The organism is Alkaliphilus crotonatoxidans, assembly GCF_054658015.1.
Genome location: NZ_BAAHXS010000001.1, coordinates 59,908 through 76,698, shown reverse-complemented (window position 1 = coordinate 76,698; position 16,791 = coordinate 59,908). Strand labels below are relative to the sequence as shown.

The following is a 16,791-nucleotide window of genomic DNA, read 5'->3' as shown; positions in this document are numbered from 1 at the left end:
CTGCATCGTTTTTCAAAACATCTTCAAAAACAAAAAAAGTAATTTATATATCTATTTTATGGCACCAGTCATTTTCATTATCGCTCTCGTGCCCCAAAATACTCCTCAAGTGGCCGAGTTCGGAGATAAGGTGGGAAGATTGAATATTTTTTTCGGTTTACTGCTACCATCACTAATATTTTTGACATCTCTAATAAAAAGGAGGTTCACTGCTGATGAAAAGTAGAAAAATATTACTTTTCGCAGTTCTTGGGATATTGACGATATCTCTTACAGGCTGCTGGGATTCTAGGGATTTAGAGGAGCTATTGGTGGTTTATGGCCTTGGTATCGACATCAGCGAACGAAATCCTGAAAAATTGATAGTGACTATGGGCTTTCCCACCATATTAGCCGAGGCCCCAGAAAAAAAATACGAAATATCAGTGGAGGTAAACTCCATTGGTGAAGCAAAAAGATATCTTCAAAATCAGGTTTATCGCCAAATTACCTATGGTTCTATTCAAGTCATCGTCATTAGCGAAGAAGTAGCCAAACAAGGAATATTGAAACATCTGGATACCCTTTTACGGGAGCCCCTGTTTCCCGGCACCACTCGGCTGGCAGTAGTGAATGACAGGGCTGATGCTTTGTTAAGGCTTAAGCCCCCTGTATCGCTGCTGGTCAGCACCTATTTATATGAATCAATAAAGCAAAGTCATTTAGCTAGTAATGTACCCTTTACCACCCTTAGAAATTTTAATTATATGCACCACACCAGCGGCATTGAACCCGTTCTGCCCTATATAGCCTATAACAAAGATACCGATACATTGAAGGTGGACAGTACGACCCTATTTCGTGACGATAAAATGATCTACCAGCTTTCTGATAATGAAAGTAAAGCATTAATGTTTTTGAAGGGAGAAATACTCAATGGCTTCTATACGGTAAAGCATCAAGAAAACACTGACGAGTACATTACCATTCGAGTTAACGGCGGCAATAGTAAAATAAATACTGAAATAATCAATGATCGACTTAAAATTACCCACGAAATCACCATTAACGGTTCACTGGTAGAATACACCCCCAAGGAGATTGTTTTTGATAATGCCCGTTTACAGGAGGTTGAAAGACATGTTGCAAAAAATATCCATGCCGATTTGGAGGATACGATTAAAGTATTACAGGATTTAGAGAATGATAATGTAGGCTATGGCCTATATGTCCGTGCCAATCACCCTGATTTCTTTGAAAGTGAAAATTGGCATAGACAATTTTCCTATGCCGACATTGAGCTACAAACCGATGTAAAGCTTCAAACCGTTGGTATTTCCCACTAAAAAAAGAGTCTTAGACATCATAAAAGGAGCCTTAAGCAGGAATCTTTTTATGAATATTGTCCAGACCCTTTTTCTTATTTCTAGCCTTGTGGCTTAACGACCACCAGTAGCATCTTGAATTTTTCTACTGCATCCAAGGCATGGGGAACATTGGCCGGCATGACCACTACCTCCCCGGCCTTAACATTCAGCCTTTCCTCGCCTATGGTAATTTCCGCCGTGCCATCCAGAACCTGTACCAGGGCATCGCCGGTGGAGGCATGGGAGCTAATAGCCTCTCCCCTATCAAAGGCAAAAAGAGTAATGCTCAAATCGTCCCGTTGAGAAATGGTACGGCTCACCACCTGAGCCTCCTGATACTCAATTAATTCCGTTAGGGAAACCGCCTGGGATACAGGCATATTTTTGATTAATGCTTCCTTTGTCATCATAAAACCTCCTATTTTAATTGATCTTAATTCAATTCTACCGTAATAAGAAAAGCAGTACCGTGATTTGAATCACATATTGGTAGTTTTTACATAATTCCGCTTATCTATGAAAATAGATGTCTGAAAACTCAATGTTAATTTTTTCAATTCTTTTTTCGTAAAGATCTGTAAATTCATCAACTCTTACTTGATGCTCTGCTAAAAGCTTGATTGGCAGCTTCACAATAAATTCTGTTCCCTTTCCATATTGGCTGTTAGCCTTCACTGTTCCGCCATGGAGCTCCACCAATGATTTGACCAGGGAAAGTCCAATGCCACTACCCTCATTCTTTCTAACTAAAGACCCATCCAATTGGCTGAAGCGGTCAAAAATAATATCCACCTTATCAGGAGGAATTCCGATTCCTGTATCCTTTACCGAGAGAATTGCCATATTTTCTTGTCTTTGAAGAGATACGGTGATTTTTCCCTCAGGTTTGGTGAACTTAATGGCATTCGATAGTAAATTTAGTATAATTCTTTCTATTTTATCAGGGTCACAGGCTGTGTACAATTCCTCTTGATCTGTTAAAAATTCAAAGGTAATCCCCTTATTTTCTATGTACTCCTTGACCGAGACAGAAATGACCTCAGCCACCTTGACAATATCATTATTTTCTAAATTTATTTCAAAATACCCACTATCGATCTTGTTAATATCAATCAGGTTATTGACTAACCTTAGCAAACGATAACAATTTTGCTGCATCATATTAATCTTTTTATTGATCTTAAGCTCTAAGGGGGAAAGGGAGTCATCCTTTAAATAGAGCCCAATTAATTGTAGGGTGCCCAATATCACATTTAAAGGGGTTTTGAATTCATGGGCAATATTGGAGAGCAGCTCTGTCCTTAAGCGATCATATTCCAAGGTTTCAGCCAAAAACCGTTCCTTCTCCTCTATATGCCTTTTTAATTCCTCATTCTTTTTTCGTTCAGTAATATCATGCAGCGTGCAAATAATACCGCAGTTTTCACAATAGGGAATACCCAACGCCAATATTTCCACATTTAACATACCATCAAAGATAGTACGAAGCCTGGTCTCAAACAATACCCTTTCAGATCTCCCCTGTTTCTTAAGTAACTTACTGATCGGCTTCTGATCCTCGGGAAATATAAAATCTAAAAAAGACCTGCCTATTAAATCCTGGGGCCCGTTGGCACCAACCAATTTAATGGCAGCATAATTGGCATAGATAATTTTTTCACCGTGGAGAACAATAGCACCATTTGGTAAGGCCTCCATCAGACGCTGGTAAAGGGCCTCGCTTTGCAGCAGTTTAATTTCCATCTCTCGATTTAAGCCCGATAAATTCCGCCCCATCACCAGAACCGACCTAAGCTCATTATTCTCACCGATTTCAGGATATATATCAAAAACAAATTGACTGCTTTCCCTATGTATTTCGAAAAATTGGTGTTCTCCTTTTTCAACAGCTCTTTTTAAAGCTTGAAGAAAAGCATCTTTAAATTTTGTGGTTACCTTCAGCTCTGAAATTCTTTTGCCAATTACATCCTGCTTATTTAATTTAAAAAACGTCTCTGCTGCCCCATTAACATACTCAAATTGAAAGATTGGGTTTAAGCAGGCCACAAAATCCCTTGTATTTTCTGCCAGTAAAGTAAACTTCCCCTGCCGTTTCTCGATATATTCTTTTTCTTTAGTTTTGTCAATAGTATGTACAAGACAGGTAACATAGTCGGGTTCATGACTGAATATTGAAATGTTAACCCATTCCTTTAAGCTATTACTGTAGGCTTCAATATTTAGGTTTTTTCCAGTTTTAATTACTCTTTGGCAGGTATTCAACCAACTGCTCCAATGGTCATGGAAAACAACCTTGGTTACCCTTGCACCCAATACATCTTTTTTCTGCTTCTGCAGCATATTCAGTAAAGCATCATTCGCTTCTAATATAAGGCAATCATGTACTCGATCTGATTCATCATACAATACCCTCAAATGTACATATCCTGTTCCCAAGCCTCCATATAACAAGGTTTTATTTGCAATTTCCATTTCAGCTTTATAGACACTCAAATTGATCCCTCCCGGTTCTTGAAAGATTTTATGTTAAAGATAGTTAATTTTTCCTTGGCTTCCCTTCAACAGATTTATAACCAATTATTATAAACAATAATCTATAATTCCATGATTTGTTACAAATTCCCTTCATTTTATTCTAAAAAGAAAACATTAATCTAAAGATATCCTTTTTTAAACACAAGGTTGAAGTCAAAAAAGCAAAGGACCCGGGGCGTATTTCGAATTTCAAATTTCCCAGGGTCAATGCCTGATACAAAATTTACTTCATGTTAATTATTTTTTTCTTCAGCCACTCTACCAATTGATCGATCTCTTGAAATCGAACATTGGGAGAATAGAAGGCTTCTATATAATCATGGTTCATTTTTGTCTTTTTTAATTGCTCGAATACCTGATTAAGAAGCTCTTGGACATATTTTTGGGCTGTTTGAATTTCCTCATGATATTGCTTCAATATGGTATCTTCTAAGTAATCATCCATATCAATTACCCGTTTCGCTGTGCTGGAGCCATGCCCCGTTACAGCCAGACCAATTTCAGGCACAGTAATGGTTTCTATCCATTTAGGGTCCATCGGATGATGATAAAATTCAACCATAAGACCCTTTTCTAAAAATTTTTCGGCAATCTTATTAAGGATCCTTGTTTTTTGAACCAGGGAGCTACCAAGGAGTACAAAGCGCTTTTCAATGGAAGCCAGATAGGTTTCTGCATAGTGTATATGTCCATGGAAGGTATAGGCACTGCCAAAAAGGTGTCTTTCCTTGGGCACAGAGTTTCGCTTTTTGTGGCCCCTCACTATTTTACTGATAAATTCTTCTATTTCCGTTGCCGCCATTCTTGAATTCGCTGCTTCTTGGTAAATCCACTCCAGATCATCCTGTATAAGCCTTGCTGCCTTTAAATATTTGTACACACGCTTATAGATTTTTCCGTTTGCATCGATGGCCTTAATAATTTCCTGTCTATCCTTAACCAATGCCTCCTGATTCCAATATTGGCCTAAGTGAAGGATTTCTTCTACAGCTCCCGGGTACTTAGGGTCAATCACATGGGGGGCTGTACCATCAATAAAAGCCACCCCTAAAGCATTAATTACAATGGCATCTAAGCTCTCAGGATCAGCCGAACAGTGATGAAACTCTACATCGTATCCCCTATCCACCATAAAGCTGCCAATATTTTTCATCAGCTGAGACTTCCCTACCCCTGGGCCTCCCTTTAGTAAATAGACCCGACTGGCCTCCTTTAGGTCAATTACATATTGATAATAAGAGTAAAAGCCCTCTGCCGTATTGCCACCGGGGAATAATCGTTTAATGCTTCCCTTCTTCATTGCCTCTCCTCCTCTTAACTAATCAATTCATTCTATCCTATTCCTCCTGGGCTAAAGGTGTGTTTATTTATATACAAGAATTTAATATACCTAATTTCTGCCTTGGTGGCGGTAGCAGTTTATTTTGCCCGCAACAACCTGTTATTATTATTTAAGCTGTTAAATTACTATACTTATATTTCATTGTTGAATTTTGTTATTATACCTGCATTTGTCTTTATTGGTATTTTTCTTAAATGGGCTAAGGGCTGTCGGTAAAAACCTATAAAGATAATCAAAGCGAAGCCTCTTTTTCTATACAATAAAAAAAACCCCCTAATTCAGCATCATAGGTCACTACCAAACATATCATGGATAGCCTGGCCAACCCATTGATCTATGAATTTAGGGATTTAAGTACTGTGCTTTTTACTGCGATCATTTTTTAGATAATTTTTATAAATTCATCCACCAGCAGGGGATCAAATTGTGTACCACGATGTCTTTTTAATTCGGTTATTCCCTCTCCCTTTGTTAACTTCTTACGGTATTCTCTCTCTGAAGTCATGGCATCATAGGAATCGGCTATGGTTACGATTCGCGTTAATAACGGAATTTCTGTTCCTGCTAAACCATCGGGGTACCCCTTACCGTCATACCGTTCATGGTGATTTCTAATGATCGGCAGGGCAGGCTGTAAAAAACTTAAGCTGCTAATCATGGCGCTTCCCTTTACAGAGTGACTTTTAATCATGCTATATTCCTGGTGAGTCAACATGCCCTTCTTTAGTAAAATATCATTGGGTATCGCTAATTTACCTATATCATGAAGTATACTGCCATACTTTAGAATATCCAGCTCTGCTTTTGTCAGATTTAGGTGATGACCAAGCCTTAAGCTATATTTCATAACCCGTTCACTATGCCCCTTTGTGTAGGGGTCCTTTATATTCATCGCCATAACCAAGGAAATTATCATTTCAAAATAGGTTTTCCTTTCCCTTTCCATAAGCTGTTCATTATCCACTATTACTGCATCCATTTTAGTATCCTCTGCTAAAAAGTTAACAAACCCTGCTATCCTTTTTTCTTCTAAGGCGGGTAAATACAACAGCTTTTCAATACCTGCTTCTTTACTTAATTGATTATTAAAAGCCCCTGAGCTATGTTTAAAATCATAACTATGAATAATCCTTAGCTCCTGATTATTTATTATTTGCCGATAGCATGGCTCCCCTTGACTAATTATAACTGGCAAAGCTTTCTCCCCTTTAAGGTTCCTTAACCCATTTATCTTAAAGGAATTATTTACAAGAAATATGGCTGTTTGATCAACACTTAAGAATTCATCCGTACTGAAAATCATCTCATTTAAGAGTTGATTGAACCCTTTGGACTGAAATAGCCTTTCTAAACTGTAATTCCAGTCTTCATAGGAGGCCTGTAGTTCTTCATCCCGATACGAGACTACACCAATAGTTTTATCATGTTGATTGGTTATTTCAATCTTATTACCTCGATTATCTGTCATTTTCAGGGTGTTATCCCCTTTGTCTGCTTTCATTTTGCTGACCAAGCCTGTAACAACCTCGGCAAGATTGCCGATAATTTTATTAAGGTCTAATAATAAAGTAATGATTATGCTCAATAATATGGTATAAAATGAAATTAAAAAAGAGATCAATACTCGATTACTAAAATATAAAAATATTAAAAAGCAAATCAGTAGCAGAAACGTATTGGTTAATAATATTTTTGATTTTATCTTCAATCCCATACCGTACCCCTTACCCTGCATTTTATTATCGAGTCATGGGTTCACCAATAAAAAAAGCGCCTAGTTCATTTTCCCTAGGTGCTATATGTTAAATTTACAAAAAAATATAAATTTTACAGCAACCTGGCAATCATGGAAGTTAACCCTCTTTAGACCCATAGCTTTGCGTCCTTACCTTTCGATAAGTTTGCCAAATTTTATTTAATTTCATAAAAATATACTACATATATAATATATAGTAAATTAGTTCAAATGTATAGGTTTTTTTGTATACTTTTGTTATTTATTTAAACATTCAGTCGTTTTATGTCTAATTAATAGTCAAAAAAAGAGACTTATTTTAAGTCTCGCAACAATAAATTCTATTTATATGGCTGCAATTCTATAGAATCTACCCAAATTGGATTTCTAAAGCCTACGATCTCTAACTTAATTTCTTCCATGCTTACCTTTGGTAACTCCAAATAAACCAGCTTCCAATCATCTTGAACTGTAACAGATTGAGAAAATTCTTCACGGTGCTGTAAATTTCCTTGATTATAAACCATAAGCCGGAGCTTTAAGTTTTCCTCCTGACTGGTTTTAATCAGCATTGAAAGCGTTTCATATTCCTTTGCGTAGAAATTTCTCAGCGTAAAGGTCGGTGAAAGATTCTGATCATTTACAAGCTTGAAGGAGTAGGGTCCCTCATTAAACAGATTAACATCCTTTATAATATTATTTTGCCCCTGGGTGGACAGCGTAAAATATTCGTTATTCTGCGTAATGTTGGCCTCCCTTCCATCCTCCTCTGTATCAAATTTTACCTCCAGTGCCTCAATATGGGGTTCACTCCATTCCCCATTGTTTTGTTGATCCATAATTTTTAAGCTTATGGTATAGGTCCCCTCTTGATTAAAGGATAATTTAGGCTCTCTGTTATCTGAAGTTTGAATGACCTTTCCTTCATAACTGATTTCCCATAGATAGGCCTCGATTGTTTCTTCTCCGGAACCACTGCTTTCATTAACAAGTATCCAATAGGGAGGTTCTTCCTCAATTCGAAAATAAGCCCTGACCTGGCCACCTACAGGGGTATATTCATCTCCCTGAAGGGTCCGTTCAGGCAACCACTTGATGAGACTTGATACACCATAGGCCCCCACCGTTAGCAATAAAAGGATTGCAGCAACTACTGGCCACCGGAAGGTTTTTTTCTCAGGCCGGGGCTGCTCATCTATTTCCCGGTAGGCCTTCATCGGAACTTCTTCAGTCAAGTTATTATCAATACCTTCCATACAATAATGATAAATATAGAGCTTGCGAAAGGTTGCCAGGGCTTCTTTAAGGCTTATATCAGGCTTAGCCTTTAAATCCTCTATAAAAAATTGTACTTCTGCCAAAAGAAGCTCTTCCTGCCTTAATTGACGATATTCAAAGAAAATAATTTTACTTAATACAGAAGAAAGCTTTTCTCCTATGTTAAAGCTACCTGCCAGGTTATAGCCCTCTTCAACGACGATCAGTTCATCAACCGCAAGATTTTCATCCTTGACCACCAGCTGTGCTTCATCAATTAATATATTTTTAAGGGGCAAAGCCAGGAAATCATATTTTGAAATGGCATTTAAATATTGGAAGGCTAAGTCCATACGTTGTTTGATGGGAACGTAATTTTCTTCTAAATAAACCAGCAACGGTTCAGCATCCAATACTCGAGTGGCAATAATCAGCTCTTCCCCTCGCCTTTCTAAATGAATTAAATTCGCCATCGCTGAAGCCAATTCTTCTGTCTCCATTAGATGAATTAACTCCTGATCTTTAACAACATTTAGTACCACAGCATGACTGTCAATTTCTTTTTCTGTTGCAATGTAAATATCTTGATGGGCTGTTGTTTTAAAGCTCTCTAATATATTAAATTTTTCATGATAAAAATTGGGCATCCTGAATCATCCTTACTTTTGTCAAAATTAAAAGCCATATTCGTCAAAATACGACAAAACTATATAGTTATATCGTATGATTTTTGCTTTAATTGATAAATGAGTCCATTGTATCATTTATTCCACATAGGATGCACAATTCCTTCTTCTAAAACATCAATTGTTGGAGAAAGTCTTTTAATTCGATCCATTATCTGATGACGCTCCTGTCCCTTGTCTAAATACCTGACAATTCCAAAATCTATTTTACCAGGCCAAACCTTAACTTCTTCGATTTGATTGTTCGACAAGGAAAGCTCTAAAGCCATTATATGATTGGCCTCCGGGCGTCTGCTATTGGTGAATAAGAAGTTGCCCAGCGAAAAAGCAGTAAGCTCCCTTTTATCTGACCACTTCAATTCTTGAATCACATGGGGGTGACACCCTATAATGATGTTAGCTCCTGCCTCCCTTAACCCTTTTTCCAGGTTGATTTGATCTTCATTGGGCTCTTCTGCCAATTCTTCTCCCCAATGAAGAAATACAATCACGTAGTCTACCTGCCCACTATAAGCCTTAATATGGCTTATTAGGGGTTCAAAGCTATAGGCTGTAGCCATTCCAGGTCGATTGGCATCAGCTCGCCATTCTGCCACGGGAATAACCCTTGACGCAGCAAAAATAGCGATGGATAGATCATTTTTCTCTAAAATATAGGGTCGGAAGGCCTCTTCCTCATTGTTGCCAATCCCTATATAATTATAGCCGGTACTATTTAAGTGGGCCAAGGTTTCATGCAGCGGACCATCCATACCATGATTATTAGCCAGGCTAAAAACAAGCTTTTCTTTTAAGGGTTCAAAAATCCTTAGCATGGCTGGGTCTGTTTGAAAGGAAAAGGTCTTTTCCATTAGTTCTCCACTGGTGCCGACGGCTGTTTCTAAATTGGCCACAATAAAATCCTTATCCTTTAAAATTGGCATAAATTCAGATAATGGATAATCAATTCCCCTTTGATTTATGACCTCTGCCACCCTGCCTGTCATCATGGAATCGCCTAAAAACATTATTTTTACTGTATCTGAAGCCTCTGGGGGCAAAATATTATCTGCCGGCGCTTCTTCCACGGGCTCTGGCCCATAGGGGTCTTGATGATAATTGGGGGCAGGAATCATTCTGCAGCTGATCAGTAGTGCCGCTATGCTCATAATCATTATTAAGGTGATTAATTGTTTCATTGCTTTATTCCTCTTCAATTCTTATTTTTGTTACTCATAAATTGTACGTTTATCGTTTAACCCTTCAGGCTATAAAAAACGACAATCCAATTATATCAATAAATTGATAAGCCAGTCTATTCCATATTAACCCTGCCCTTGGTGGTTCAAATAAATGATAGCAATAACCCTTAAGATTAGCCCTGTCTTTTATTATATCAACCATATAATATGATTACAATTTAAGCTAATTTTTGATTCCGCCCATGAACAAGCCAGGTAGCCTTTGTAGGAAAAAAACAAACGGCCGTAGCAATTATCCCCGGCTGACTTATCATATGGAACAGGCATTTTTAGAAGGGTTCAAATTGGGTGCACAATTAATGCCGGAGGTTTTGGAGGTGGGAAAAGATGCCTGCTTTTGATATGGCAAAGCGGATTCGAGGGCAGTATTTGGATCAAAACTCTCCACCCCTTGAGGATTCGCTGGCAAGAATACAGGCGTTTACACTGTCACAGGATATTGCCGACGAATGTGTACTGCACGATTTGATGTATGTCTAAAAGATAGCCGCCCCGCTGATTTACAGTCATCAGGGCGGCTTTACTTATGGAAAATCGAGCGGTATAACTTCCGTAAATCAAATTAGTTACATTCAATCCTCAAATATGGGTTCAATATGCTCTCTAATAAGTTCTATTCTGTCCTTAGCATCCGGTATAAAAAGAGAAGCGATGGAAATCACCATTTTTTGCTTCGTATTGATGTAAATTACATTCCCACCGTCTCCCAAGGCGGCGTAAATATGTTCTTTATCATCAATAACCCACCATAGGTAGCCATAAGACAACGTTTCCCAGTGGCTATGCCCCTTGGTGCTTTCATCTATCCACTCAGGCGGTACGATTTGTTTGCCCTGCCATATGCCGCCATCTAAATATAGCTGCCCCATTTTCGCCATATCTGCGGGTGTTAGAAAGAGTCCCCAGCTTGCCGTATTAATTCCCTGTGGGTCTACTACCCAGCCACGAGTGTTCTTATCACTCATAACGGCGAAATGCTCTTCTTGATTATGCAATACAATATTTTGAGGAACATTGATTTTCAACAGCGAGAATAAATTTTCCGTAGCAAAGTTAAGTATTGATTGTCCCGTAGCTTTTGCCAGAATGCCAGACAAAATATGGGTACCACCGATAGCAGAATAATTGAAATCTCCGATTGGTTTGTCCCCACCTAATAAATCAAGTGCATCCTGAATCGGGTTTTGGCTTGTGAAGAACTTTTCATACGGCTCCGTATCGTATTTATAAGGGGCGGTCATAGTCAGCATATCTTTGATCGTGATACGCTTTATCGTTTCTTCACCCTTGGCTATCGTATAATCAGGGAAAAAGTCTAATACTTTCTGGTTGACACTTTTAATATTCCCCCTATGAATGGCAATACCAAGCAGTGCTGAAAAAACACTCTTCGTTACCGAATACACATGGGTAGCATGATTGGCTGTATACCCGTTAAAGTATTTTTCATATACCTCTTCACCGTTTTTGCGCATAACTATGCCAGTAATATTGTTATAATTATTGTTAATTATCTTTTCAAGCATTTTAATTTTCTCATGATTCATATGTTATAATTTCCTCCTTTGCTTTATGAAGGATATCCTCAAATAAAGCATAATGCCATTAAAAATTGATTGCAAGAACTTTTTTTACTTTTTATTTTACTGGACAATTCCTTGAAATCGAGCTATCATAGATTGACGGTAATTAAATATCGTCACATATAGGGAGACTGAAGAAAACAGTAGAACAGCTTCAAGCTGCACTTGACCGAAAAATAGAATATACCAAAAAACTCAACAAGAAAATTGACCTCATGAGAGAACAGCTAAAAGAGCGTATTACCATACAGGAGCATGAAAAGATGCAAGAGCCTATCGCCATATCGGGGCCGCATTTTCGCGTATCGTCGCCCGGTGATCAGATTGATTTGATACATCCGTCAACGGGTAAAAAGCACACCCTGATCGTGCAGGAATACGAACGGCAGGAGTTGTCCGCCGAGCATTTCAACAACCCCAATCACGAGTTTCCAACACACTACATCATAATGAGTTATACGATTTCTCCTGATTTTCCTGACCGATCTTTTATGATAACAGATTGCGCACGGGGCGACCGACCCCGGCAAAAATACGCCGACCCAAAGGCACCGCAGGCAACCGATGATGTTTGCATCGGTATCATCGGCAGGGCGGATGGCCCAACTGCTATTGTTCTCGATGGCGGTAATCAGGGCAAGCTCCGGGTTGCCTGCTCCGCGCTGCATTTTGAACCGGTGGAGAATGTGGAATGGCGCATTGTGTTTTATGAAACCACACGCAAAGATATTACGGTGGAACTGGTCTAAAGTCCAGTCTCAATGATTTAATCATCAAAATAAAAGACTTAGTAGCAGGCCGATTTTGCAAGACAGAAATCGGCCTGCTCTGTCGTTACATACCAAGTATCATCCAGAGTATCCTTGTAAAAGGATGGCGCGTTTAGGCGATAGTTTACACATGTGGTAAAATAAATTCTTGTAAGCGGCAAATATTGTATCGTTTTTGCTGTCTATATAAATAAGGGTACTTTATTTTATAGAGAGGAGGGGCGCAATGGAAGATCATGAAATCATCACGCTTTATTGGAACCGGGATGAAACGGCGGTTCAAGAAACAGCGGACAAGTATGGTGGATTTTGCTACCGCCTTGCCATGAACATTCTTTCGGTTTGTGAGGATGCCGAGGAGTGCGTCAGCGACACCTACCATAAGGCATGGAATACCATCCCACCAGAAAGGCCCTTGGCGTTTCGTGCATGGCTGGGCAGGATTGTGCGCAATCTTTCCATCAATCGATGGAATCATAATCGGGCACAAAAGCGTTATGCTGGTGTGGAAGTGCTTCTTTCCGAACTCTCTGATTGTATTCCCGACACCGAAACCACTGAGGAAATACTGGAGGCGCAGGCACTTTCCGGATACATAAGCGACTGGTTGGACAGCCTTCCCTCCACTGAGCGCATCCTCTTTGTGCGCCGATACTGGAACGGCGAGGAGCTGGGGCGGCTAGCCATGGCCAGCGGCATTACGCCAAACAAACTGGCGGGACGGATGTTCCGCCTGCGCAAAAGCCTTCAGTCTTATTTAGTGGAGAAAGGGGTGACAATATGAGCCGAGAGCGCGAAAGAAAACTGTTTGATGCCATTACTGGGATTCGAGATGACCTTATCGATCAGGCACAGGACGCAAAGTTAAAAGCCGCCCGTCCTAAATGGAAGGCCTGGGCGGTGATAGCCGCTTGCATTGTTTTCGTGGTGGGTGTCGGCGGTGCCGCGCTTTGGCAGAACTTTTTGCCTTTGGGCGGCAACGCGGGAAGCGGGGGTAGCGGCCACGCAGAGGGCAGCTCTGCATTCATGTCCTATGCGGGTCCGGTGTTTCCCCTTACGATGGTTGAGGCGGATGATGAAATCAGCGCCAGCCGCCATATTGCTTATGATTTCTCTCTTGCCAGCGAGGATTCGCTGCGTGTATGGGGCGCACAGGTACAGGACAGATATATTCTCTCTAATCATTCGGAACACGAGCGCAGTGTAAGCCTCCTTTACCCTTTCGCCGGCAGTTTCAATGAGCTTGCAGAACAAATCCCCACCATTACGCTGGATGACGAGCCGGTTTCTCCGACGCTGCATCCGGGTGGATATTCGGGCAGCTTCACAGGCGCAGACGACCCTGAGGGTAGCTCGAACATTCTGCATCTCGATTCGTGGGAGGGGTACAAAGCGCTTTTGGAAAGCGGCGGCTATCAAGCGAACGCTTTGGCGGATTACCCAAGCCTCGATCAGCAGGTGACGGTGTACAGCTTCACAGATTTTGAAGCACCGCTTGATGAGTTTGACGCCGCATCCCAGGCAATCACCTTTACAATCAATCCCGAGAAAACCACGATTTTGCTCTATGGCTTCAACGGCGTTGAATATGGTGAGGATGGGCAGCGACGGTTCAGCTACTTTGTACCGAATGAAACTCGCAGAGAGAGTTCCGAAAAATATATTATCGTGCTTGGCGACGATATCGGAGAATACGCCTTGCAGGGTTATAAAAACGGGGCCATCGAAAAGGGCAATGAGCTGGACGGCGTTTCGGTAAACGTCACACGGACTGAGCGGATTTTATCCGATGTGTTCCGTGATATTGTGAAGAGCTTCCTTTCCGTGTATGGCGATGGTAAAGGGCTTGCCGTGTCCGACGAGATGTTTCTTGGTGCAGTGTCTGAGTTTATGCTGGAGTACGGACTGCTCTCCGCCTCTGTTCGTGACCGCTATCATTTGGGAATGCTTGAGGATATAATATCCGAGACCAAAAACCTTGACCGCGTTTTTTATCTGGAATTTCCTGTTACCATCCCTGCCGGGGAGTCTGTTGCTGTTAAAGCAAACCAGCACAAAAAACCGAGCTTTGACTTTGCTTGCACAGGCTCTAAAAATGTAGGCGTTCAGGGCTATGATATGGTTACACGTCTGGGAAGCAATTTGTATTTTGAGGCAGTGACTGCGGAGATAACGAATATAGAGGGTATTGAAATCATCCGCCAGAACTTTGGGTTTGATCCTCTAGCCGGTGTAACAACGGTTACCCTTGATCCTGCCATAGAGCATTACTATTTGGAAATAAAGTAGAAGGCGTTTTTTATGAGAGCAAGACCTTCTAGGGGCAGATTCTTGTGGTTGAGGGATACCATGTGCCGCCTTAACAGATCGCTGGTCCCGCTTCCCATTCCACCATTAGGGTAAGTTAAAAAATGTGATTTATAGATATGAAAAAAGCTACATTTTCATTGGTTCATTACCAACAAAAATGTAGCTTATAACTTGGTGCGGATGGGGGGATTTGAACCCCCACGGGCGTTGCCCACTACCCCCTCAAGATAGCGTGTCTGCCGATTCCACCACATCCGCATGGCTTAATCACACTATAATATTATAATATCAATTTTTCATATTGTCAATTATGTCTTTTAGAACAGAAGCCAGTCATAACTTCGACTGGCTTCCAAATTATATTATTTAGTATTTATAAACCACTCTTCAATGTTATAAAAGTGATTTTGAAGATGGGGCTTCAGTTGCCCCTTAATTTTATCCTTTGCCATAATTGCACCATTTTGAAACATGATACTCAAATAGGGCAGCTCATCAGATATATGCTGTTGAAGCTCCTGATAGCGTTCATATTTGGCTTCTCTGCTAGGAGCACTGAAGGCAGCCTGCAACAGCTCATCCATTTTTTCATCTTGATAGGATATAAAATTGGTGCGATCTCTTTGGGAAGAATGAAAGGCAAAGGACAAATCAGGCACATGGGAAAGCTCCCAGCCCCCTAATACCATGTCAAAATTTCGCTGATCAATGGCAGTGTTAAATTCCTCCCAGCTTAATAATACTACATCTATTTCAATTCCTATGGCGGCTAATTCCTCTTGAATTAAGTAGGCTGTTTTTTCCCGCAGTAAGTTATCGCTATTGGTAATCAGCCTAAAGCGAAGGGCCTCTCCCTGTTCATTGATCCGTGCTGTCGAGGCTTCCCCCTGAACAAAGCCCGATTCCTCTAATAAAGCCCTGGCTCCCTCCAGGTCGTAACCATATTGCAGACTTTCCTCGTTATAGAGCCATGAATGAGGATTAATGGGCACGTCGGTTACGGTTCCATGATTTAAGTAAATGTTCTTTACAATTTTATGTCTGTCTATTCCATAGGCAATGGCTTTTCTTACAGCATTCTCCTGCAAAAGCTTATTTTTAAAATTAAAGCCTAAAAACTCCAGGTTATTACTGACATATTCATACACTTCAATATTTTTATTATCAGCAAACCTACCCCAGTCAATTGAAAGGGGTTGAGCAAAATCAATATCACCATTATCAAACAAAGAAATTTGTGCCTCACGATCAGGTACAATGACCACTTCAATTGATTCAATATAGGGCTTTTGATTCCAATATTGTTCATTTCTGACCAATTTAAGCTCCTTCATCCGTACATGGCCCTCCAATTGATAGGGCCCTGTTCCGATAATCGGGAAATTCTCATCCGCCAGCTTAGATCGATTGGCTCCCTCAAAGAGATGCTTTGGTAGAATGGGAAATGACATTACCTCTAGGCCATTGCTAAAGGGCCGGGTAAAGGTGACCCTTATGACACCTTCACTTACTTCCCTCATATCTGAAATATGCTGTAGGCTCATTCGGTAAATGGATGTGTTTTGAATCTGCTGAAGGTTTCCCTTAATTACCTGATATGTAAATATTACATCCTCTGCCGTAAAGGCTTCTCCATCATGCCATTTAACATTATTTCTTAATACAAAATCAATACTCTGTCCATCCTCTGAGATGCTCCAGTTCTGGGCCAGGCCAGGCTCAACATTCATTTCTGGATCAAAGGCCACCAGGCCTTCATAAATTAGTTTGTGGACCTGCTTGAGGCTTCGCTCATTATTAAAAAGAGGATTAATTGTATTAAATCTGGTTACTGACAGTTTAAAGCTGCCCCCTGGTGCTGGTTCATAACTCTCATGAACAGTTACCTCCGGTAGGGTTTCATCCCCCTGGGATAACTCTCCAGAGCAAGCACTCAGCAGCATAATCAAGATCATTAAAAAAATGATCGATTTCTTTCTGTTCAAT

The 16,791-nt window shown here is 40.3% G+C and carries 13 protein-coding genes, 1 tRNA gene and 1 riboswitch; of the genes, 5 read left to right on the top strand and 9 right to left on the bottom strand.

All coding sequences use genetic code 11. The features are described 5' to 3' along the window. The first annotated feature begins 215 nt into the window (after positions 1-215). Positions 216-1,325 carry a Ger(x)C family spore germination protein gene (locus ACYQ1I_RS00335; protein WP_459761580.1) on the top strand — a complete coding sequence of 370 codons (1,110 nt, stop codon included), beginning with the start codon at positions 216-218 and terminating at the stop codon, positions 1,323-1,325. Between the two features lie 80 nt (positions 1,326-1,405). Here ACYQ1I_RS00335 and ACYQ1I_RS00330 read toward each other — a convergent pair whose 3' ends face one another. From ACYQ1I_RS00330 to ACYQ1I_RS00305, 6 genes are all read right to left on the bottom strand, one after another. Next, positions 1,406-1,753, bottom strand: a complete 348-nt coding sequence (locus ACYQ1I_RS00330) for a cupin domain-containing protein (RefSeq protein ID WP_459761579.1) — start codon at positions 1,751-1,753, stop codon at positions 1,406-1,408. Positions 1,754-1,856: 103 nt separating this feature from the next. Next, positions 1,857-3,839 (bottom strand): ATP-binding protein, encoded by a 1,983-nt coding sequence (locus ACYQ1I_RS00325; protein ID WP_459761578.1) that lies wholly within the window; start codon positions 3,837-3,839, stop codon positions 1,857-1,859. Between the two features lie 265 nt (positions 3,840-4,104). Then, positions 4,105-5,181: an ATPase gene (locus tag ACYQ1I_RS00320; RefSeq protein WP_459761577.1), complete on the bottom strand. Its 1,077-nt coding sequence runs from the start codon at positions 5,179-5,181 to the stop codon at positions 4,105-4,107. Positions 5,182-5,605: 424 nt separating this feature from the next. Beyond that, positions 5,606-6,808, bottom strand: coding sequence for an HD-GYP domain-containing protein (locus tag ACYQ1I_RS00315; protein WP_459761576.1), 1,203 nt, complete (start codon positions 6,806-6,808; stop codon positions 5,606-5,608). 243 nt (positions 6,809-7,051) lie between these two features. Next, positions 7,052-7,139, bottom strand: a riboswitch (cyclic di-GMP riboswitch). A gap of 160 nt (positions 7,140-7,299) precedes the next feature. Continuing rightward, positions 7,300-8,862 carry a PKD domain-containing protein gene (locus tag ACYQ1I_RS00310; protein WP_459761575.1) on the bottom strand — a complete coding sequence of 521 codons (1,563 nt, stop codon included), beginning with the start codon at positions 8,860-8,862 and terminating at the stop codon, positions 7,300-7,302. Positions 8,863-8,975: 113 nt separating this feature from the next. Continuing rightward, positions 8,976-10,079: a CapA family protein gene (locus ACYQ1I_RS00305; RefSeq protein WP_459761574.1), complete on the bottom strand. Its 1,104-nt coding sequence runs from the start codon at positions 10,077-10,079 to the stop codon at positions 8,976-8,978. Between the two features lie 390 nt (positions 10,080-10,469). On the opposite strand from ACYQ1I_RS00305, the gene ACYQ1I_RS00300 reads away from it, so the two are divergent. Further along, a complete protein-coding gene (locus tag ACYQ1I_RS00300) occupies positions 10,470-10,622 on the top strand; it encodes a hypothetical protein (protein WP_459761573.1) in 153 nt (50 codons plus the stop codon). Between the two features lie 92 nt (positions 10,623-10,714). On the opposite strand, the gene ACYQ1I_RS00295 is transcribed toward ACYQ1I_RS00300, so the two are convergent. Further along, on the bottom strand, positions 10,715-11,689 hold the full coding sequence (locus ACYQ1I_RS00295) for a serine hydrolase domain-containing protein (protein WP_459761572.1): 975 nt from the start codon (positions 11,687-11,689) through the stop codon (positions 10,715-10,717). A gap of 251 nt (positions 11,690-11,940) precedes the next feature. Between ACYQ1I_RS00295 and ACYQ1I_RS00290 the strand changes: the two genes are divergently transcribed. From ACYQ1I_RS00290 to ACYQ1I_RS00280, 3 genes are all read left to right on the top strand, one after another. Then, complete coding sequence (locus tag ACYQ1I_RS00290) at positions 11,941-12,474, top strand: hypothetical protein (RefSeq protein WP_459761571.1); 534 nt, start codon at positions 11,941-11,943, stop codon at positions 12,472-12,474. Positions 12,475-12,721: 247 nt separating this feature from the next. Then, complete coding sequence (locus ACYQ1I_RS00285) at positions 12,722-13,279, top strand: RNA polymerase sigma factor (protein WP_459761570.1); 558 nt, start codon at positions 12,722-12,724, stop codon at positions 13,277-13,279. Beyond that, complete coding sequence (locus ACYQ1I_RS00280) at positions 13,276-14,784, top strand: hypothetical protein (protein WP_459761569.1); 1,509 nt, start codon at positions 13,276-13,278, stop codon at positions 14,782-14,784. The genes ACYQ1I_RS00285 and ACYQ1I_RS00280 overlap by 4 nt, the downstream gene beginning before the upstream one ends. Positions 14,785-14,977: 193 nt before the next feature. Here ACYQ1I_RS00280 and ACYQ1I_RS00275 read toward each other — a convergent pair. Both ACYQ1I_RS00275 and ACYQ1I_RS00270 read right to left on the bottom strand, forming a co-directional pair. Beyond that, positions 14,978-15,063, bottom strand: a tRNA-Leu gene (locus ACYQ1I_RS00275). 104 nt (positions 15,064-15,167) lie between these two features. Beyond that, entirely contained in the window at positions 15,168-16,790 is a 1,623-nt protein-coding gene (locus ACYQ1I_RS00270; RefSeq protein ID WP_459761568.1) for a peptide ABC transporter substrate-binding protein, read from the bottom strand. Position 16,791 lies beyond the last annotated feature (1 nt).